Genomic DNA, 19,668 nt, shown 5'->3' on the forward strand with positions numbered 1-19,668 from the left:
TATTTTAAATTTATTATTATAAATTCTCTGGCTGATGTGGCTCATGTGAGCTGGCTTAACCTGGGCTCATGTAATCCCCGCTGCCCGTGTCCCGGCACTATTGTTTGAATAGGACATACCACCATGTCCACTCAGAGGACATGCGGGCATATATTTAAATGTAGCTGCAGAAATCATATCAAGGGCAGAACATCTGAAGAAAATGTTAGAGATGGGTTGGCCATGTACCTGGAAGAATCTCAGAGAAGAATGGAGAGGATGGGATACCGCTTCGTGGGAGAGCACAGACATTCAGCGGTTAAAACCTGCCTCTGGACAAAGAAGAGCATAGTCAATGAGGGAGTATGCTACAAGGAAAAATTCTATGGAATCAGGAGCCATAGATGCCTCCAGATGTCTCCAAGTGTGCCATTCTGCCAGCAGAAATGCCTCTTCTGCTGGAGAGACCTTTCATCAACAGGGACAGCATGGGAGGGCCCCCATGATGAACCCGCAGATATAATTGATGGGGCCATAGAGGCACAGAGGAAACTGCTATGTGGATACCTCGGCAATGAGAGGGCAGATAAAATCAAGGTGATGGAGTCACAGGACCCAACAAATGCTGCCATATCACTTGCAGGGGAACCAATGCTCTACCCTGACATGGATGGCCTCCTGAGGGAATTTCACAGGAGAAACTTCACAACATTCCTTGTAACCAATGGCCTGGCACCCATGAACCTTGAAAAACTTGCAGAGGAACCCACACAGCTCTACATATCCCTGGACGCCCCTGACAGGGACACCTATAAGGAACTCTGCAGGCCACAGATATCAGGGGCCTGGGATCTCCTCAACAGCTCACTTGAACTCATGCCATCCTTCAGCTGCAGGAAGGTCCTCAGGATCACGGCGGTGAGGCATATTAACATGAAGGATCCTGAGGGGTTCGCCAGGATGATCGAGAGGGCCAGACCCGACTTTGTTGAGGTAAAGGCCTACATGTACATAGGCTACTCAAGAAGACGCCTTGATATAGAGAACATGCCCCTCTTCTATGAGGTCCATGAATTTGCAGAAGAACTTGCGGCTGCATCTGGGATGGAGATCGTGGATGAATCACGGGAGAGCAGGGTTGTTCTTCTGGCTTAGGGCGCCGGATTCTGGATGACCAGACACCACCCTTAAATAATTCATCCACGATAATTATTAAACAGGTGGTAATTATGAGGCAAATTCTTCCATTAATTCTAATTGCATTCCTTGTGGCCGCCCCTGTATTTGCAGTTTCAGGGTTCTCTGTGACACTTGGGGAGGCCACCAGCAGCAATCCATCATACAAAAGCGCTGTGATGGACTACTTCAAAGCAAAGACAGATAAGGACCTTCAGAGTGCTGATATTAAGATTGTAACAGCATCAGAGGTCAACGAGGTTTCACGGGGCGTCACAGGCCGTGTGTACTCACCATCGCAGATACTGTCCTGTGCAATGGTGGACCTTTCCTACAGTGACGGGATCAAGGTCTCGGTTGATACCAGCAAGATAAGGGTTGTAACACCTGAGATGTATGCAAGCGCCCTCAGGTCCTCAGGGATAGATCGTGGCTACGTAGTAGTGACTTCACCGGTACCTGCGTCAGGGGAGGCTGCACTTGCAGGGGTCCTGAAATCATATGAGATCGCCGTCGGAGAGCAGATACCCGAGGAGGCCAAGAGGGTATCTGTTGAGGAGATATACCTCCAGAGCAGGCTTGTTAACGAAACAAACGCCACAGGGGATAGGGTGGCTGAACTCTTCGATGAGGTCAAAAACAGGACCCAGAGTCAGAACCTCCAGGACCCCGCTGACATACAGCGGGTCGTGGTTGATGTATCACAGCAGATGAACATCAACCTCACAGAGACCCAGGTCCAGCAGGTTGCCGATTCGGTTGCAGCATCCCAGAGGGTCCAGGGAAGCCTCACAGAATTTAAACAGAGGCTGGAGGGTGTTAGCCAGCAGGTTGGAGGATCAGGTATACTGGACCAGATATATGCGTTCCTCCAGAGCATCTACAACTACATCATGGGGATTGCATCCCCATAGATTATTTTTAGAGTGCCGGAGTTCCAGGGGATTCTAGTGGTGGCATACCTTCCAGCCTGGAGTGGTTCATGGGGTCCCCTTATTCAGGGGCATCCTTTTCGGTGACCGGTCTTCACATCAGACCATAATATATATTGAGGATTATTACAATATCTCCTAATCATGTTGATAGCTCAGAATAACCTTCAGTTCATCCTGGAAGTTGCAGTGATAATCCATGTTGGCATAATTCTGCTCTTCAATGTGGTGGCGGCACCCCTCAGTCTTGTGATGTTCCTGGGGACCGTGCTGACAGTCGCACTTGCACTTATATTCTCACTGGATGCAGCTTTTCTTCTGCTACCCTTCCTATCACACCATGAATTCACCCACCCCTTCGGACCCTTCGCGGTTTTATTCTGGGTTACAATGGTTGCATCCTCAAACCTCCTCACCGAGGCAGGTATAGGATCAGCATCCGTTAAGAAACTTTCACTTCTACTCTTCTTTGTAATAGCCATCTCCGGGGGGCTGATGCACAGGTCATTCCTGGTGCTCTGGCTCCTGGGATGGGCCTTCGGTTATCTCCTCATGTCAAAGAGTTTCAGGAGGAGCACAAAGATAACCAAAAAATCGGTCCTATCATTCATCCTCGCCGGTGCTGGAGCTTTCGCCCTCATGGAGTTCCTCTCGAAGGTCCTCAATAAGAGCGTTCTGAGTCCAATGCTGAGGATCACAAGGCTTGAGGAGAACACGGTTCCAAGCCTTTCACTGGTCCTTAAAAATACGACCTTCTGGGGACATGTGCAGGGTTCCTGTTACTGGAAATCAGCCTGCCTGGGGGGCGCCGATGGATATATCACCCTCCCCATCACCATGATCCAGAACCTGGGGCTTCCATACCACATATTCTACGGGGTTCTGGTGGTTAAGAAGGACTACATCGACTACATGCTACCCGGGATCTTTGCGGTGGCCTTTGACGCGGGCTTCTTTGGGCTGCTCTTCCTCCTCTTCTGGGTTATGATAGTCACCTTCTGTGGGCTCAGTGTTCTCAGGAGGTATCAGGAGCAGAGACTCAACGGTAGCAGGATGTACCTTGGCCGGGAGGCCCTCCTTATAGGGTCCCTTGCAGCATTCCTGTCACAGAGCCTGATGGGCCTCTTCATATTCAACAGGTCATTTAACTCATCAGCCCTTCTCACATACATAATAATATCCGCCCTGGTGATGGCCCACACCGTCACCATCAAGAGGACAATCTCCTGATACTGGTGTGCATTAACCCGACGTTTCAGGGTTTGTTATAAGGAAACAGAAAAAGGGAAGCTGGCTGGAGGTTTTTTCTATTTCCAGAAAAAAGAGAAGGGGAGCTGGAGGTTTAGAGGTTTTTTGCTATCTCAACGGCCTTCTCAGCAGCCCTCTCAAGGGACGTCTCAAAGGGGATTCCTGCCTCCCGCAGGATCCTCTGACCCTCCTCCTCATTGGTTCCGGTAAGGCGTATCACAAGGGGCACGTCTCTTCTGGCATCCCTCAGGGCGTTCACAACACCCCTGGCAACATCATCGGCCCTGGTTATACCGCCAAGGACGTTGAGGAATACAACCCGGACTGAGGGATGGGATATGACGAGGTCAAGGGCCCTCCTTATGACGTCCTCTGAGGCACCGCCACCGATGTCGAGGAATGTGGCGGGTTCCCCGCCCTTCAGTTTTATGAGGTCCATTGCGGTGAGGGTTAACCCGGCACCGTTACCTATAACCGCAATATCTCCGTCGAGCTTCACAAAGGCAAACTCCTCGGGTTCATACTCCTCCATTTCCATAAATTCCCTGTGGCGGTAAATGGAGTCGTCATCCACCTCAAGCTTTGCGTCTGCTGCGATGACACTGTCCCCTGAGATGACCAGGGGGTTTATCTCTGCAAGCCTGGCATCGTACTTCCTGAAGAGCTGATATAACTTCCAGATCACTCCACCGACAGAGGGTATCAGTTCACTTTCAAGACCCATCTTCCTTGCAATCTCCCTGGCCTCATAGGGAAGAAACTCATCGAGGGGGTTGATGTGGTAGCGCACGATCTTTTCGGGGGATCTGGCCGCCAGTTCCTCTATATCAACCCCTCCCTCGGCACTGGCCATTATGAGGGGCATCTTCGCTGTCCGGTCAATGACGGCACTCACGTAGAGCTCCCGGTCTATGGGTATCTTCTCCTCTATGAGGACCTTCTCAACGGTTTCACCACGTACCTCTGAGGAAAGGAGGTCCCCGGTAACTTCAGCGACACCTGAGGGGGATGCGAACCTTATACCACCTGCCTTTCCCCTTCCACCTGTAAGGACCTGGGATTTAACTGCAACATCACACCCCAGTTCCGCAGCTATCCTTTCAGCTTCTTCAGGGGTCTCTGCAACACCTCCACGGGGGGTGCTTATACCCTCAGCCCGGAATATCTCCTTGGCGCTGTACTCATAGAATTTCATCTGCTTCCCTCCATTATAAGTTCGCGACCGGCCTGGAATGCCATCAGGTTCTTCTCCTCTGTACCTGGGGGTACGCTGTCCTTTATGGCCTCCTCAGCGGCCCTGACACTCACAATCCCTGTTGCCTCGGTGAGGGCCCCGATCATGACCATGTTGGCCACTATGGTTATGCCAACCCTTTCCTCGGCTGTTCTGGTTGCGGGGGCCCTGAAGTATTTAACCTCCCGCGCCCTGATGAAATCCTCTATTTCAGCTTCAACAACCATATCAGGGTCAACTATGAGGGTCCCTCCCCTTTTGAGGTCGTCCATGTATGTCAGGAGGGCCTGATGGGACATTGCAACGAGTATATCCGGGCTCTGAACCTTGGGGTAGTCTATCTCATGGTCACTTATCACGACCTCCGCCCTTGAAGCCCCTCCCCGGGCCTCAGGGCCATAGGACTGGGTCTGAACAGCGTATAGACCATCATAGAGACTTGCAGCCTTACCAAGGACTATGCCTGCAAGTATAACTCCCTGTCCACCGAATCCAGCTATTCTGATTTCCTTTCTCACTTCAATCATCCCGGTAAGCTGATCTGATCATACCAAGGGCCCTGCCTGACTTCTCATCAACCATACTGCAGATCTTTTCGCAGAGTTCAGGCTGTGGCCTGTTTGCAAATTCTCCAACTATGATTTTACCCTCAACCTCGTCGGGTTCCATCTTAAGGGCCTTCCTCCTGTTAAGGCTGTTCTCCTTCATGAACCTCATCATCTCCACCGGGGAGCGCATCCTGTTTTTCCTCCCGAAGTAGGTGGGGCACTGGGATATGGCCTCTATGAATGAGAAACCCCTGTTCTTCAGCCCCTTCTTTATGGAGTTTGCAAGCTGGAGGGGATGTGCGGTGGTCCATCGGGCCACATAACTTGCCCCGGCAGCGGTTACAAGCTCTGCAAGGTCAAATGGATCCTCAAGAGCACCATATGGTGCGGTGCTCCCATAGCTACCCTCCGGGGAAGTTGGGCTTATCTGACCGCCTGTCATCCCATATATGCTGTTGTTAATACAGATCACCGTCATGTCGATGTTCCGCCTGGCACCATGGATGAGGTGGTTACCTCCTATGGCTGCGGCGTCACCATCCCCTGTGAATACAACCACGTCAAGTGAGGGGTTCCCTAGCTTGAGACCGGTTGCAAAGGATATGGGCCTTCCATGGGTTGTGTGGAGTGAGTCACAGTTAACGTAACCTGGAATCCTTGAGGAGCAGCCTATGCCTGAGACCATTGCAATGTTATCAAAGTCAATGCCGGCCATCTCCATGCCCTTGAAGAAGCTGTTGAGGACTATTCCATTACCACATCCTGCACAGAATATGTGTGGAAGCCTCTCCCTTCTGAGATACCTGAGGTAAGGGTTTTCTCTTTTTTCCATCTAAACACTCCTATCTGTTCATCTTCAGGATCATGTTGAGGATCTCCTCTGGCCTGTGGATCTCCCCACCAATCTTTGGGAGGAGTTCAACCTCAGCCATTCCAGCGGCAACACGCTGGACCTCATAGAACATCTGGCCGAGGTTCATTTCAACCACAAGCAGCTTCCCGGACCTCTCTGCGGCAGCCCTCACTTCGGTTTCAGGGAAGGGCCACGGCGTGTTGATCTTCAGGTACCCTGCCCTGACACCATCCTTCCGGGCCATCCTGACGGCCGTTGCAACTGAACGTGAGGGGGCTCCGTAGGAGATAACGGTTATATCGGCATCCTCTGTCAGTTCCTCCCGGACATCGGTTATCCTGTCCCTGTGCCTGAGTATCTTGTCACAGAGCCTCTTAACCAGCCTGTGGTGTCCCTCGGGGTTTGATGCGTCAGGGTAACCCCTCTCATCGTGTGTCAGTCCAGTTACGGGTATCCTGTAGCCATCACCAAAGGCCGGCATCTCAGGGACACCATCCTCAGGGGCCCTGAAGGGAAGGAACTCCTCTGGGGGAACTGAGGGACCTCTCCTTTTTCTGATCTTCACACGGTCGGGGATGGTTATCTTCTCCCTCATGTGGCCCACTATTTCATCGCCCATGACCATCACCGGGACCCTGTATTCCTCTGCAAGGTTGAAGGCGCGGACCGTGAAATCGAAGCACTCCTGCACCGATGATGGGGAGAGTGCTATGATCTCGTAGTCCCCGTGGGAGCCCCACCTGGCCTGCATCATATCGCTCTGGGAGGCCATTGTGGGCTGTCCTGTGGAGGGGGAACCCCTCTGTACATTCACGATTACTAGGGGTGTTTCTGTCATGGCGGCGTATCCCACGTGCTCCTGCATGAGGGAAAAACCGGGTCCTGATGTGGCGGTCATCCCCCTGACGCCACTCCAGACAGCACCTATAACAGCCCCCAGGGCCCCTATCTCATCCTCCATCTGCACAAAAACACCACCCTCCCGGGGGAGGAGTAGGGCCATTTCCTCTGCTATCTCGGTTGATGGGGTGATGGGGTAACCCGCGAAGAACCTGCACCCTGCCTTGATGGCTCCGCGTGCGCAGGCATCGTTTCCCTGGATAAAATACTCCTCAGTCATCTTCATACACCACTATCGCCTGATCTGGACACAGGAGCATGCAGAGCTTGCATCCCGTGCATTTTTCCAGATTTTCCGGGACTGGCTCATGCACACCCTTCCTGTTGAGTTCCTCTGATCTAACATAGACCCCTTCGGGGCAGAACTCTCTGCATATGTCACATCCCTTACAGAGATCTGAATCTATCTTTATCATGGTCATCTTCCATCGTGGTTCTTATCTTAGCTTTGCCTTCAGAATTTAAATAATTAATCAAGAATAATATTATTCAGAACTCAGATTATAATAAATTACTGGCGTCTCCTTCACCAGAGGTTTTCAGCAAAATGCCCTGTCAGTCCCGGGGTAAAGATGTATATATTCCGGTTTTCAGGTTTTCCAGGGCCTATGTAAATCAGGTACCTGAGATTCTCCATTTCATGGTTTACTCAGTCTTCTATGTACATCAGAGGATACCTGAGTTCCTCCAGGTACTCCATGCGGACGGTCACCCTTTCTGAACCATGCTCCACGGTCAACCTCACACTCAGCATGTCCCCGGTGAGGGAGACGTAACCGAATTCCCCCGCGGTTTTTCTGATCATATCCCTGTCTATATGGACCTCAACGTCCATGATGGCTGGCTGAAGTTTTATGGATTCACTGATGGCACTCTCAAGTCCATCTGCTGTCTCGAGGCTGACAGGCGTCCCGGTGAACTGGTGGAAGAGGGCCCCCATACTTATGCCACCCTCGAATATTGCCCTCTCCCTGTCTGACAGGTTTGAAAAGTACTTCTCTCTAGGTTCATTCATATCAAACACCACCAAAATCTTCAGTTTCACTCATTCCAGTAAAAGCTTTTCTCCAGGGTACTATCAATCACTTAAACTTCACTATTTATTCAAATGCCGAGGATGTTATTGAATTCCATTAGCTTATCAGAGATGAATTCTGGAGGTATCGGGAACAGGTATCCCAGCACAAGGAATACAGTGAGTCCGATGACCGCTGCAAGGAGAAACCTCCTATCCTCCTCAACAGGATAGAATCGTGTAACCAGAAGTCCAGCAGAGAGGAAACCCAGGATTATTGGAATCGAATAGTAGCTCTTGGGGTTATCGACCCTGACATTCCTCTGGTAGGGTTTTATACCCTCCAAGTGGCACTCAACTATCAGCCGCTCCCTGGTGGACCCCAGGGGGTGGCAGGTTATGAGGAAAAGCTTCGCACCCTGATTCACCGGCATCTGGTAGGAGGCCGGCACAATGAATGACCTGTTAACACGGTATTCAGCAAATCCTACGCCCGGCCAGTTCAGGTATACACTGTCCCCTGCCCTGAGTTTATCCAGGTGAAGGAAGGGGGAACCATAGAGGGTCCTGTGCCCGAAGAGTATAACCGTCCGGTTTCCGGGAGGGTAGGACATGGGTTCATGGTACACCCCGTAGAAGACTGACCGGTTGTTGATGGTCTCTGTGAGGTTTATGGAGGGTACTTCAATGACAGGGGCCCTTACATCGGGGCTGTGCACGGTTACCTGGGATGAATAAAAACTCACCTCAATGAGGGCGTAGAGGGATACTATGAACATGCCTGTGATTATCAGAAGAGTTGATGCTCTCATGTCCCTGAAAATAAAAAAATGGTTGGTGGATCAGCGCATGATCCTTGTGTATGCAACTGCGGCTGCTGTCACCAGCACACCTATCACCAGGGGCCCATAGGGCGCACCGGTCTTTGCCCCTGAAGTGGATGCTGCTGATGTTCCGGTGGCTCCGTAGAGGGTGCCTGGAGGGTAGTATCCGCTGCCCTGTGAGCCGTTACCACTGACCTTGGCTGGCCATTCATAGGTGTAGACGAACCTCTGTGATGTCTCGGGCTCCATTGTGACATCCCAGGCAGCCACCTGTGTGCTCACAAAGAGGTCATCATCCACGAAGGCCTTCGGGCTGCTGTATATGAGCCTGGAGTTTGCAGGGGCTATAGGGGCCCTTACGATTCCGGAGACGGATTCCTCATCCAGGTTTATCAGTGTGAATCCGAAGGTCCCCTTCCAGTACTTGAGGTCAAGGGAGGGGTTCAGCACCTCTATCTCATTTGGCATGAACCATGAAGCCATGAGACCCGGTTCGTTTATGAGGGGCCAGTAGTTGCTGTCATCAGATTCAACGTTAACGATGTAGCTGGGTATCTCCCCCATGTCACCTGTGGCCTGAAGGCCGAAGGACACGGTCTTTGTCTCTCCAGGCCTAATCTTCCATCCGTAGTCCCCTCCAAGTTCAGGGCTCCTTGATTTAACCATCTTAACTGCTGCAGGATTTGTCCACTGAATCAGCCATCTTATGGTGCTGTTCTCAGACAGACTTCCCTGGTATACATGTCCTATCTTAAAGTACTGAACATTGTTATCATTGTTCTTTATCTTAACTGTGATGACAGCTGTGAGATCCTTCAACCTGAAACTGGTTGATTCTGGTTTCTCCTTAACCCAGGTCTCCTTTGCAGCGGAACCTGTATCTGAAACTCCCAGGACAGAAATAATAAATATTGCCATTATAGCCATATACACCAATTTTTTCATAAGCATCCCCACATAGAATATTAAATAAAAATTAATTAAATTTTTTGTTTTTGATTAACCGTATATTCTCTGCAGCTCCTGTATCATCCACTGGGGTGCGTTCTGTGTTGGCACGGTGAGAATTATACTGTTCATGTTCTGTATCAGGAACAGGACATCTTCCCTTGGGACCTCAAGGATGATGAGGTAGTTGGTGTCCAGTTCACCCAGATTTGATGATCTCTCATAGCTTGAGAGCCGTATACCATAATTCTGGAGTATGGCGTTGATCTCTGCCTCATTGAGACCCCCTGATGCCGCAGCCCTCAGCAGCTGCTCAACATCAGTTGATGATGCCCTCTCGTTTTCGCTCTGTGATGTTATACTGTTCAGTGTAAGTCTCTGGGTGTTAAGTATTCGCGCATCAACGGCTCCACTGTCCTTTGACCGGAGGATCGCAAGGACAGTCGCCCCACTTATACGTGGTGTTGATGCTGCAGGTGATGTGTTGTTCCCGGTTGCATTCTGGTTGAGGTAGACGTCTACCATATCCCCAACACTTATAAGTCCACCAGCTGCCTGCAGCCTTGTTATCATGATGGGCACGGCAACTGTATCCGGGGTCTGGATCTGTGTGTTGGCAAGTACGGTTGCATCGGCCTGGCTCACGAATTTCTTGGCATCGTCCACCTTCATTATCACACGCTTTTCCTGGTCGTTATCGGTGTAGTTCACCATGACCCTGCCCACGCGGTCCTTCTTGATATTTATCTGCTGGTTCTGATAGGTACGCCAGGACTGGGTGGCCGGCCCAACAACATCAACTGCAAGGGCTTCCTCCGGCGTCACCGCGGCGTCTATCTGGGCAAGTATGGCCTGTTTCTGGGGATCCGTTGCAAGGGGCCCCTTGAAGAGGGCGTCAACCTCGGCGATCTTTGTGGCCTTGGCATTCTGCAGGGTCTCCTGGTATGGCTGGTAGACCAGGAAGTAGTACCCTGCACCTGCAAGCACAAGGATGATGAGGCCGAATACAAGGGCACCTATTATGGTCCTCTGTTCCTCCTCAGGGATTCTTCTCCCTATACCACCCGAAGGGCCATCTGGCTTCTTGGGGGGTGGTGTGAGCCTTGGTCTTGGCTTTTCACTGCCCAAACGCGGCTTTGGTTTTTCTCCACCTTTAAGCGGCTTCCGGTCTTCCGGCTTCTCAGGAGTTTTCAGCCTCGGGCGGGGTTTGGGCATGGGTCGAGGTTTTTTCTTATTAGAATCACTCCCACCACTGAATTTACCCACAAGTCCCTTCAGTTTACCCCCAATGTCAGAATCACCTTTATCGTTGCTTTTACGGAGGTCAGGAGGATTATTTTTTTTATCCCTATCATTACCCTTAATCTTGTCCAGCATTCAGATCACATCTCTTTAGGTAGTATGGGCACTGCAATATAGGTCAAAGTAGCGATGAAAAGTATTATCGCCACGGGACCTGCCACGACACTGGCGGCTCCAAGGATCTCTGCGGTTGCAACCGAGAGTATGGTTGCGATTATCAGTATGAGGGCTGTAGAGGCCCTTATACCATCCACCCGCGGATATACTATGCTGCTTATCATCAGAACTGAAACTGCAATCATCATGAAGGCAGCAGGCAGTTCACTGTAAAATCCCGTGAGATAGAATGATGATATTGTAACAGCCGCGACGGGTATTGGCAGACCCGTGAAGTTCTTCCCACCCCCTGTGAGAACATTGAACCTTGAAAGTCTCAGTATACCACATAATACTATTAAGAGACCCACTAATATATTAACATATCGAAAATCAGCAGCCGCGGAATAGATGAGAATGGCCGGTGCAACACCAAAGGATATTACATCCGAAAGGGAGTCCATGTTTTTACCGAATCCATGGATGTCCCTTCTTCCTGTTTTTCGCGCAACCCAGCCGTCAAGGGAATCAAATAATACTGCAAGGAGCATAAGTATGCATGCACCGTTAAGGGAACCGTCAATGGATAGCAGAATGGACAGATAACCAGAAGATGCATTTAGCATTGATAAAAGATCTGGAAGAGCTATAAATGAGGTTATTTTTTTATCGTTCATCAACCGCCACCCTTTTTACTTATAATCTGGTAGTCATCATTTCACTGCACATTCATCCGTTTTTTTGCCTGGATTGAACCTTGCCACCACCGTCTCCCCGGCCATGGGCCTTGAACCGGTTCTCACAAGCACCTCACAGTTCTCAGGCAGTACCAGGTCCACCCTAGAGCAGAATCTTATCATACCTATACGGTCGCCCCTCTCAACATATTCGCCCTCTTTAACGTACTGCACGATTCTCCGTGCAACGAAGCCCGCTATCTGGACAACACCAACGTTCCCATAATCTGTTCTTATCACAATTAAGTTTTTTTCATTTTCAGTGAGTACCCTTGAACGGGCCACCCTGAACCTGCCATCAACATGCTCGGTGTATATCACCCTGCCCGAGACTGGGGCCCTGTTAACATGGACATCGAAGGGTGACATGAAGGTACTTATGAGGATACCACCACCCCCATCAGGGAATATCCTGTCAATGAGGGGGTAATCTGATCCCACCCTTTCTATCCGGTCTATCTTACCTGAAAGGCGCCTTCCATCTGCGGGGGCAATGATGAGGTTCTCATCAGAGGGAGGTATCCTCTCAGGGTCCCTGAAGAACTGCATCATGAAGGCTATGACCGTGAACATGAGTATGCCTATGGCATGGTAACCAAATAGCAGGGGAATTGTGGCCACGCTCACAAGGAAACTGGCCCTCTTTGCAACGCCCTTTACAAACAAATAACTCACCTGTTTCCATTACCGGTAATCTGGTCTGATAGGTTTCTTCTCACATGGAGTTCACAGCGATATGAACACCCTATGGAACCTCAGAATGTGAATATTCTGGTGAAAGATATATATACTCATGTACTGAAGATTAAATGTAATCCAAGTTAAAGCTTCCCTCCGATGGGGGAACTTCATTCTACAAGTTCCTTCTGGTAGATGTGATGGTGATGATAGAAAGTAAGATAAAGGTTCTCAGAAAGGCGGCACAGGTCTCAACGGCCCAGAGTTCAGATAAACTGTGGTGTGTAATTGCTGGTAATGAGGACATGGTTAACTCTGTGGCCTATGAGGCGATATCATCCCGGGACCTTGTAAGGATAATCTTCAGGGAACACGTTACCATCAGAGACTCCTTTTTAAGGAAGAGGTTTGACCTGATCATGCTTTATGGTGACAGCAACAAGATAAGGGACCTTTCACTCATCTGTAAGGAGAAAGGAGGAGCCTACATTAAGATAGCCCCCTACTACGTTGAGAACGAACCCAACCTTGTACTCCTTGTTGCACCGGAGAACTATATGAAGAAATTTGCAGGGGAGGCTGAAAAGAGCGATGTTGGTTTCTCATTCATACTTGAAGATAAAACAAGTGGTTTCATCGAGACAGATGTTTATCTCACAGAGAAGCTTCCGTCAGTAATAAGGAACATCATAGACCCCCTCTTCAAGGTTACAGACGTTGTTCTTGTAACACTTCTCATCTCTGTCCATGAAAGGGAGGACGTTGAGAGGATAGCTGAAATAGCATCCCGTAACAACATATTTGCAGTTGACTTTAAAGACATATTCGAGGAGGAGTGAAATGTTTTCATTTGGAAAGAAATCTGAAGAAAAACCTGAAAAGAAGAGTGCCATCACCAACACACTCGGGATAGACCTGGGTACCCTCAACACCGTTGTTGCCAAGCCGGCAGGAGATAAATTTGATATCTACAAGATCCCATCTGTGGTGGCTGTGAAAAAGGATGACCCATCATATGTCCTTGCAGTGGGTGAAGAGGCAAAAATGATGCTCGGGAGGACCCCTGAGGATATAGTTGCTGTGAGACCCCTCAGGAAGGGTGTTATTGAGAGCGTGGCCCAGGCAGAGGCCCTCCTGGTCTATGCAATGGAGATGGGTGCCGGTGACTCTGATTCCATAGACAGGATAGTTATAGGCATACCCGGGGACGCATCAGAGGTTGAGAGGAACGCCGTTGAGGAGATAGGGAGGAAGGCAGGGGCTAATTATGTCCTTGTTATAAGTGAGGGGCTTGCAGCGGCCATAGGGGCAGGTCTTCCAATAGCCGAGGCATCAGGTACCATGGTAATTGACATCGGCGCCGGTTCAAGTGACATCGTGGTGATATCCCTTGGTGGAATAACTGATATCCAGACCATAAGGGTTGGTGGAGACGACATAGACAGCAACATAGTGGAACTTGTTAAGGAGAAATTCAATGTTGAGATAGGTATCCATGAAGCAGAGAAGGCAAAGATAGAGGTCGGGATGGTAAGATGCGATGAGGAACTTGAAAACCTCAAAACAGTGGTCATAGGAAAGTGCATGGAAACCAACAAACCCAAAAAGGTGGAAATTGATTCAGAGATGGTTGCAGAGGCAGCAGAGCCAGTGGTGAATGGTATTGTTAAATCCATCGCAGAGGTCCTTGAGAGACTCTCACCGGAACTGATATCCGGGGTTTACAACAAGACAGTCGTTGTTGGCGGAACCTCACAGCTTAGGGGTTTGAAGGAGAGGATCTACGATGAGGTGGGCATCCCTGTTGAGATATCAGATGACCCCATGACGGTGGTGGCCAAGGGAGCCGCAATAGTTGCTGCAGAGCCAAGGGCCCTCGAACCAGAGGTAAGGCTCAAGGCCATGAAATAATATTTCTTTTTTTATTGGAAGGGGCCTCAAAAGGATGAAGGTTCTCGGGATTGATGAGGCTGGAAGGGGACCGGTGATAGGCCCCCTGGTTGTTGCTGGTGTGATGATACCTGAGAGGAAGTTCTCAATACTCCGCAAGATGGGTGTGAAGGACTCCAAGAAGCTCACACCAGAGAGGAGAAGGTTCCTTGCAAGGAAGATAAGAAGAATAGCCAGGGTATTCACGGTTAAGATCTCGGCCTCTGACATTGACAGAATGCGTGAAAGGGGCTTCAACCTCAATGATATTGAGAAGATAGCCATAAAGAGGATAATAGCTGAGGCCCAGCCAGAACGCGTGATTATTGACTCGGTGGATGTTAAGCCAGAGAGGCTTGCGGAGGAGATCAGGTCACACTTCGGGGAAATTGAGGTCATTGCAGAGCACGGTGCAGATACAAGGTACTATCCTGTGGCCGCGGCATCCATAATAGCCAAGGTCGAAAGGGATCTTGAGATAGAGAGGATACAGAAGAAGAACAGGAAACTTGGGGATATCGGGTCCGGTTACCCCTCTGACCCGCGTACCCGGGAATTTCTTGAATCATTCACCTATGATGAACTGCCAGACTTTGTGAGGAGGTCATGGGCAACCGTTCAGAAAAAGAAGCAGTAAATTAATTGAAACTAAGGATTAAGCTGTGTTGTGGTGACTTCAGCATTTCATGTCGCTTAAGACCACAATATCCTTAACTTTCTAGCGGGATTAAAACCACTATTCTTAAATACCCCTGATTTTTAAATATCCACCAGGTGAGGCAGAAAAATGTTTCTCGATCCGGTCATCAACTTCTTCGGCACATTACTTGAGATGTTCCGCAGCGGTGGTGCTATCACCTACCTCATAGCAGTAATAGGGATCTACGGGTTCATCACAGCACTTGAGAAGATACACTACCTGAGGAAAATTTCACGTGTAAGCACGCCCCAGATAATAGGGGCCGTCAATGAGTCCATGGAGAAGGGAGGGGCCCTGGAGGCCCTCAGAGAGATAGGTCAGTACCAGAACCCGGTATCAAAGATAATATCAGAGGCCCTCAAGATAGGGTACCGGAACCGTTCAGAGGTGGAGGACGCCATGGAGCGAGTGTTCATCGTGGAGATGAGTAACATGACCCGGGGCCTCGGCACCCTGAGGACCATCATAGAGGTGGCACCGATGCTGGGTCTGATAGGGACTGTTATAGGGATCTGGTACACCTTCAGGGCCCTTGGGGTTAACGCTGACCCTGCTGCAATGGCTGAGGGGATCTATGTGGCCCTGATAACAACCATCCTTGGACTTGCCGTCGCCATCATCCTGATGCCACTCTACTCCTACATAACAGGAAGAATCGATGATGAGATTGACAAGATTGAGCTCATAAAGAAGATGACCAACTGGGGCTACGCCGTTATGAGGATAAGGGTTGAGGGGGATGTGGATGATGTGGTGAAGGCCCTCATGGACTCTGATGGTGTGGTGAGTGTCCGGGTCGTTGATGAACCCGATGCCAATGTGGTGGTCGCATTCAAACCAAGCATGCTTGAGAAGAGCATAAACAATATTATAATTGAAAGATGCGGTAAGAGTGCCGAGATCATTGAAAGTAAGCTGAGACAGTGATAGGATGGTTCTTGACACAGAGAGGTACAGGAACAAGATCCATGGGAAGCCCAGATTCAACATGGTCCCCTTCATTGATATACTCTTCACAATACTGATCTTCCTTGTTGTGACAGCAACATTCTCCGGCGGCGGGTCTGGCGAGGCGTCTGGAAAACCTGAGATAAGTGAGAACACAGGACCCTCTGAGTACTACCTCATACCGGTGGCAGGCCTCCGGAGGGTCACCGTTAACGGCGTTGACATGTCTGACCGCATAAGGAACGGTGCGGTGGCTGTCCACACCAGGGTCATAGATGAGGGTGAAATAATAATAAGACCAAAGGAGGGGGCCATAATCATAACCACACCCCCGGACCTTCCAGTCGAAAGGGCTGTGAGGACTCCCTCATAGTCATTCACCGAGGAACTCAATGGTCCGGAACTTACTCATGTCCCTGTTGAATTTCATAATTTCATAATTTCATAAAAACCTTCATAGGAATCCTCATAAAAAGTTTGAAGTGGTGGTTTTTTGTATCTTGGAAGAATACTTGCAGTCGGAAGAAACAGTAAGGGCTCCTTTGTGGCATACAGGGTTTCAAGCAGATCATTCCCCAACAGGACAACCAGCCTCCATGAGGATAGGGTGTCAGTTGTCCCGGTGGAGGGCCATGAAGGGGATGTCTTCAGGAACCCGTACATAGCCTATAACTGCATCAGGATAGTTGGTGACACTGCGGTTGTATCCAACGGGTCCCATACAGACACCATCGCAGATAAGGTGGCCCTCGGCATGAACCTCAGGGACGCCATCGGTCTTTCACTCCTTGCGATGGACTATGAGAAGGATGAACTCAACACCCCCCGCATAGCAGCGGCCATCAACGCCTCAGAAGCCTTCATAGGTATAGTGACTGCAGACGGGATGATGGTCAGCAGAGTCCCGGAGGAGACACCAGTGTACATCGCCACCTATGAACAGACAGAGCCGGCAGCCACAGAATTCGAGGCAGGAAGTCCGGAGGAGGCAGCGGAATTCATACTTAAAGGGGGTGCTTTCGCCTCCTTCACCCATCCGGTCACAGCGGCAGCCGCATTCAATGGCGGTGACGGCTGGAAGCTGGCAACACGAGAGTAGTAAGGGTGCTTGGATGGGGATAACTTTAATTGGAGTCGAGGGCATGCCCCTGGTGGGGGAGGGTGATGACATTGCATATCTCATCATCAAGGCCCTCAATGAAGGGGGGGAGAACCTCCTTGATGGTGACATAATCGTGATCGCCGAGACAGTTGTGTCCAAGGCAGAGGGCAACACAATAGACCTTGAGGGAATCGAACCATCCCCCGAGGCTCTGGATATCGCAGAGAGAACAGGTAAGGACCCTTCACTCGTTGAGGCGATCCTGGGGGAGTCCAGTGAAATAATCAGGGTCGGCCATGACTTCATAGTCTCCGAGACCCGACACGGCTTTGTATGTGCAAATGCAGGTATCGACGAGTCCAACGTTGACGATGGCCTGGCAACACCCCTCCCCCGTGACCCTGATGGAAGTGCGGAGAGGATACTGCAGACATTGCAGGAGGCCACCGGAAGGGAGCTTGCTGTTATAATATCAGACACCCAGGGAAGGCCCTTCAGGGAGGGAGCCGTGGGTGTTGCCGTGGGTGTTGCCGGTCTCTCACCCATCTGGGACCGTAAGGGTGAGAGGGACCTCTATGGGAGGAGCCTTCAGACCACCCGGGTTGCAGTTGCAGATGAACTTGCGGCTGCAGCATCCCTTGTAATGGGCCAGGCAGATGAGGGCGTACCCGCTGTTATTATCAGAGGATACCCCTGGAAACACCTCAGATCAGCGGGGAGTGTGAAATCACTGTTAAGGCCCAGGGAACTGGACGTATTCAGGGACTGATCAATGTTATCTAGCTAATATGAATATCCTGTGTGGAGGTAATCAATGATAACTGTTCTATCGGGTGGTACAGGAACACCCAAGCTCCTGCAGGGGCTCGTCAGGGTGTTTGATCCTGAGGAGATAACGGTTATAGTGAACACAGTTGAGAACGGCTACTTTTCTGGAGTCTATGTGGCCCCTGACGTTGACACCGTTCTCTACACCCTCGCGGGTATCATCAATGAGGATACATGGTACGGTGTGGAGGGTGATACCTTCATCACCCATGATACCCTCAGGGAACTTGGATGTCCTGAACTCCTGAGGATAGGGGACAGGGACCGGGCATTTAAGATACAGAAGACCCTCCTCATGGAGGAGATGCCCCTTCACCGGGCTGTGGAGATACAGTCCAGGGCCCTGGGCGTCAAATCCCGGGTTCTGCCCATGAGCAATGAGGAATCCAGCATAGTGATAGTCACCGATGAGGGGGATATGGAGTTCCATGAATTTCTTGTTGAGAGGAGATCTGAACCAGAAGTCCTTGATGTGAGGTTCAAAGGGGTTAAACCCGCACCCGGCGTACTCGATGCCATTGAATCAGCAGATGCGGTTATAGTGGGACCATCAAATCCGATCACATCAATAGGGCCAATAATACATATGGATGGGGTCATTGATTCCCTCAGAAGGGTGAATGTATCCGCCGTATCCCCCTTTACAGGTGGAAGAGCCTTCAGCGGTCCAGCCGGGAAATTCATGGAGGCTAAGGGTTATGAGGCGTCAAGTCTTGGGGTTGCAGAGATCTACAGAGATTTCCTTGACAGACTGATAATCGATGAAACCGATTCCGATCTCAAGGGGGAAATAGAAAAACTAATAAAAGAGGTGACAATAACAAAGACCAACATGAAAAACATAGGGGATAAAATAATGTTGGCCAGAATACTTTTGGGTGAAATATTATGATACAAATGACCTTGATTCAAATAGACAATTATGGGCCATGGACAGTCACACCAACCCCACGTAACGAGGCGGATCTTCAGATACTGCAGGCAGAGCTCTACGCTGACCTTCAGCGCCAGTTCGCTGCCCGTCAGGGACTTGTGTTCTTCACAAGATTCGATAACATGCTTGCGGTCACCAATGGAATGGACCTTGAGGACCACCGCAGGATACAGAAATCCATAGGCAACAGGTACCCCATAACCGTGAGCATGGGTGTGGGTGCTGCTGAGACACCCTACGATGCCCAGAGGAACGCTTCAAGGGCTCTTCAGAGCCATGGGGGCGCCCAGTCAGAGGATAGGAAGGAGGTACTTGCCATAGACGGCCTTGTGGATGAGGGCTACGTGCAGATAGCTCACATCGATATCAATGGCATCACAGAGACAATGACCGATATTGTGCCTGCCTATGACACATCATTCATCGTGAACAGGGTTCAGCACTTCTTGATGAAGAAGCTGATAAAGGAGGGTGCCCTGCTCTTCTTCATAGGGGGAGACAACTTCATGTCCCCATGCAATGGTCTTGAACCACAGGGACTCCTGCGGATACTCAATGAGATAGATGATGAAATAAACGTGGCACTTAAGGCGGGTATAGGTAAGGCCCCTACAGCTGAGAAGGCGGCCAACCTGGCTGACCTGGCCCTCGAGGAAATAAGGGGCGGCTTCACCTATGACCTGGTCCATGTTATGAAGGAATAGTTGCCTAATCAGTTGATTATCCATAAAATCTGGGTTGCTGATAGTATAATGGT

The 19,668-nt window shown here is 50.2% G+C and carries 23 protein-coding genes; 12 read left to right on the forward strand and 11 right to left on the reverse strand.

Annotation, left to right across the window (positions count from 1 at the left end; all coding sequences use genetic code 11):
* The first annotated feature begins 222 nt into the window (after positions 1-222).
* The 3 genes from twy1 (at position 223) to C7452_RS01655 (ending at position 3,317) form a co-directional block, all read left to right on the forward strand.
* On the forward strand, positions 223-1,134 hold the full coding sequence (twy1, locus tag C7452_RS01645) for a 4-demethylwyosine synthase TYW1 (protein ID WP_115892501.1): 912 nt from the start codon (positions 223-225) through the stop codon (positions 1,132-1,134).
* Between the two features lie 74 nt (positions 1,135-1,208).
* Positions 1,209-2,069: a DUF1002 domain-containing protein gene (locus tag C7452_RS01650; RefSeq protein WP_048060958.1), complete on the forward strand. Its 861-nt coding sequence runs from the start codon at positions 1,209-1,211 to the stop codon at positions 2,067-2,069.
* Positions 2,070-2,231: 162 nt separating this feature from the next.
* Entirely contained in the window at positions 2,232-3,317 is a 1,086-nt protein-coding gene (locus C7452_RS01655) for a hypothetical protein (RefSeq protein ID WP_010876668.1), read from the forward strand.
* A gap of 112 nt (positions 3,318-3,429) precedes the next feature.
* Here C7452_RS01655 and sucC read toward each other — a convergent pair whose 3' ends face one another.
* The 11 genes from sucC to C7452_RS01710 form a co-directional block, all read right to left on the reverse strand.
* Positions 3,430-4,530, reverse strand: coding sequence for an ADP-forming succinate--CoA ligase subunit beta (gene sucC, locus C7452_RS01660; protein ID WP_115892012.1), 1,101 nt, complete (start codon positions 4,528-4,530; stop codon positions 3,430-3,432).
* Complete coding sequence (locus tag C7452_RS01665; RefSeq protein ID WP_173402634.1) at positions 4,527-5,087, reverse strand: 2-oxoacid:ferredoxin oxidoreductase subunit gamma; 561 nt, start codon at positions 5,085-5,087, stop codon at positions 4,527-4,529. Before C7452_RS01665 ends, sucC begins: the two co-directional genes overlap by 4 nt.
* Before the next feature lies 1 nt (position 5,088).
* Positions 5,089-5,949: a 2-oxoglutarate synthase subunit KorB gene (gene korB, locus C7452_RS01670; protein WP_115892013.1), complete on the reverse strand. Its 861-nt coding sequence runs from the start codon at positions 5,947-5,949 to the stop codon at positions 5,089-5,091.
* Positions 5,950-5,959: 10 nt separating this feature from the next.
* Positions 5,960-7,090 (reverse strand): 2-oxoacid:acceptor oxidoreductase subunit alpha, encoded by a 1,131-nt coding sequence (locus C7452_RS01675; protein WP_211305646.1) that lies wholly within the window; start codon positions 7,088-7,090, stop codon positions 5,960-5,962.
* A complete protein-coding gene (locus C7452_RS01680; protein WP_048175649.1) occupies positions 7,083-7,286 on the reverse strand; it encodes a 4Fe-4S dicluster domain-containing protein in 204 nt (67 codons plus the stop codon). The genes C7452_RS01675 and C7452_RS01680 overlap by 8 nt, the downstream gene beginning before the upstream one ends.
* Before the next feature lie 233 nt (positions 7,287-7,519).
* Complete coding sequence (locus tag C7452_RS01685) at positions 7,520-7,885, reverse strand: dihydroneopterin aldolase family protein (protein WP_115892015.1); 366 nt, start codon at positions 7,883-7,885, stop codon at positions 7,520-7,522.
* An 89-nt stretch (positions 7,886-7,974) separates the two neighbouring features.
* A complete protein-coding gene (locus C7452_RS01690) occupies positions 7,975-8,697 on the reverse strand; it encodes a class E sortase (RefSeq protein ID WP_115892016.1) in 723 nt (240 codons plus the stop codon).
* A 30-nt stretch (positions 8,698-8,727) separates the two neighbouring features.
* Positions 8,728-9,627, reverse strand: coding sequence for a hypothetical protein (locus tag C7452_RS01695; RefSeq protein ID WP_245942752.1), 900 nt, complete (start codon positions 9,625-9,627; stop codon positions 8,728-8,730).
* 81 nt (positions 9,628-9,708) lie between these two features.
* Positions 9,709-11,034, reverse strand: a complete 1,326-nt coding sequence (locus tag C7452_RS01700) for a DUF515 domain-containing protein (protein WP_115892018.1) — start codon at positions 11,032-11,034, stop codon at positions 9,709-9,711.
* A gap of 5 nt (positions 11,035-11,039) precedes the next feature.
* Complete coding sequence (locus tag C7452_RS01705; RefSeq protein ID WP_115892019.1) at positions 11,040-11,732, reverse strand: archaetidylserine synthase; 693 nt, start codon at positions 11,730-11,732, stop codon at positions 11,040-11,042.
* Between the two features lie 36 nt (positions 11,733-11,768).
* The gene (locus C7452_RS01710; protein WP_115892020.1) at positions 11,769-12,458 is read right to left on the reverse strand and encodes an archaetidylserine decarboxylase; all 690 of its coding nucleotides are present in this window, start codon (positions 12,456-12,458) and stop codon (positions 11,769-11,771) included.
* Between the two features lie 218 nt (positions 12,459-12,676).
* On the opposite strand from C7452_RS01710, the gene C7452_RS01715 reads away from it, so the two are divergent.
* The 9 genes from C7452_RS01715 (at position 12,677) to C7452_RS01755 (ending at position 19,615) form a co-directional block, all read left to right on the forward strand.
* Complete coding sequence (locus tag C7452_RS01715) at positions 12,677-13,309, forward strand: hypothetical protein (protein WP_115892021.1); 633 nt, start codon at positions 12,677-12,679, stop codon at positions 13,307-13,309.
* 1 nt (position 13,310) lies between these two features.
* Entirely contained in the window at positions 13,311-14,381 is a 1,071-nt protein-coding gene (locus C7452_RS01720; RefSeq protein WP_115892022.1) for a rod shape-determining protein, read from the forward strand.
* Positions 14,382-14,415: 34 nt separating this feature from the next.
* On the forward strand, positions 14,416-15,036 hold the full coding sequence (rnhB, locus tag C7452_RS01725; protein WP_115892023.1) for a ribonuclease HII: 621 nt from the start codon (positions 14,416-14,418) through the stop codon (positions 15,034-15,036).
* Positions 15,037-15,186: 150 nt separating this feature from the next.
* Positions 15,187-16,026 carry a MotA/TolQ/ExbB proton channel family protein gene (locus C7452_RS01730; protein ID WP_115892024.1) on the forward strand — a complete coding sequence of 280 codons (840 nt, stop codon included), beginning with the start codon at positions 15,187-15,189 and terminating at the stop codon, positions 16,024-16,026.
* Between the two features lie 4 nt (positions 16,027-16,030).
* The gene (locus tag C7452_RS01735; protein ID WP_115892025.1) at positions 16,031-16,420 is read left to right on the forward strand and encodes an ExbD/TolR family protein; all 390 of its coding nucleotides are present in this window, start codon (positions 16,031-16,033) and stop codon (positions 16,418-16,420) included.
* A gap of 120 nt (positions 16,421-16,540) precedes the next feature.
* Positions 16,541-17,146, forward strand: a complete 606-nt coding sequence (gene purO / locus C7452_RS01740) for an IMP cyclohydrolase (RefSeq protein ID WP_115892026.1) — start codon at positions 16,541-16,543, stop codon at positions 17,144-17,146.
* Between the two features lie 13 nt (positions 17,147-17,159).
* A complete protein-coding gene (gene cofE / locus C7452_RS01745; protein ID WP_115892027.1) occupies positions 17,160-17,918 on the forward strand; it encodes a coenzyme F420-0:L-glutamate ligase in 759 nt (252 codons plus the stop codon).
* Positions 17,919-17,963: 45 nt separating this feature from the next.
* Positions 17,964-18,869, forward strand: coding sequence for a 2-phospho-L-lactate transferase (gene cofD, locus C7452_RS01750; RefSeq protein WP_115892028.1), 906 nt, complete (start codon positions 17,964-17,966; stop codon positions 18,867-18,869).
* Positions 18,866-19,615 (forward strand): GTP cyclohydrolase III, encoded by a 750-nt coding sequence (locus C7452_RS01755; protein WP_115892029.1) that lies wholly within the window; start codon positions 18,866-18,868, stop codon positions 19,613-19,615. The genes cofD and C7452_RS01755 overlap by 4 nt, the downstream gene beginning before the upstream one ends.
* Positions 19,616-19,668 lie beyond the last annotated feature (53 nt).

Origin of the sequence: Methanothermobacter defluvii (assembly GCF_003385755.1) — an archaeon.
Classification (GTDB): Archaea; Methanobacteriota; Methanobacteria; order Methanobacteriales; family Methanothermobacteraceae; genus Methanothermobacter; species Methanothermobacter thermautotrophicus.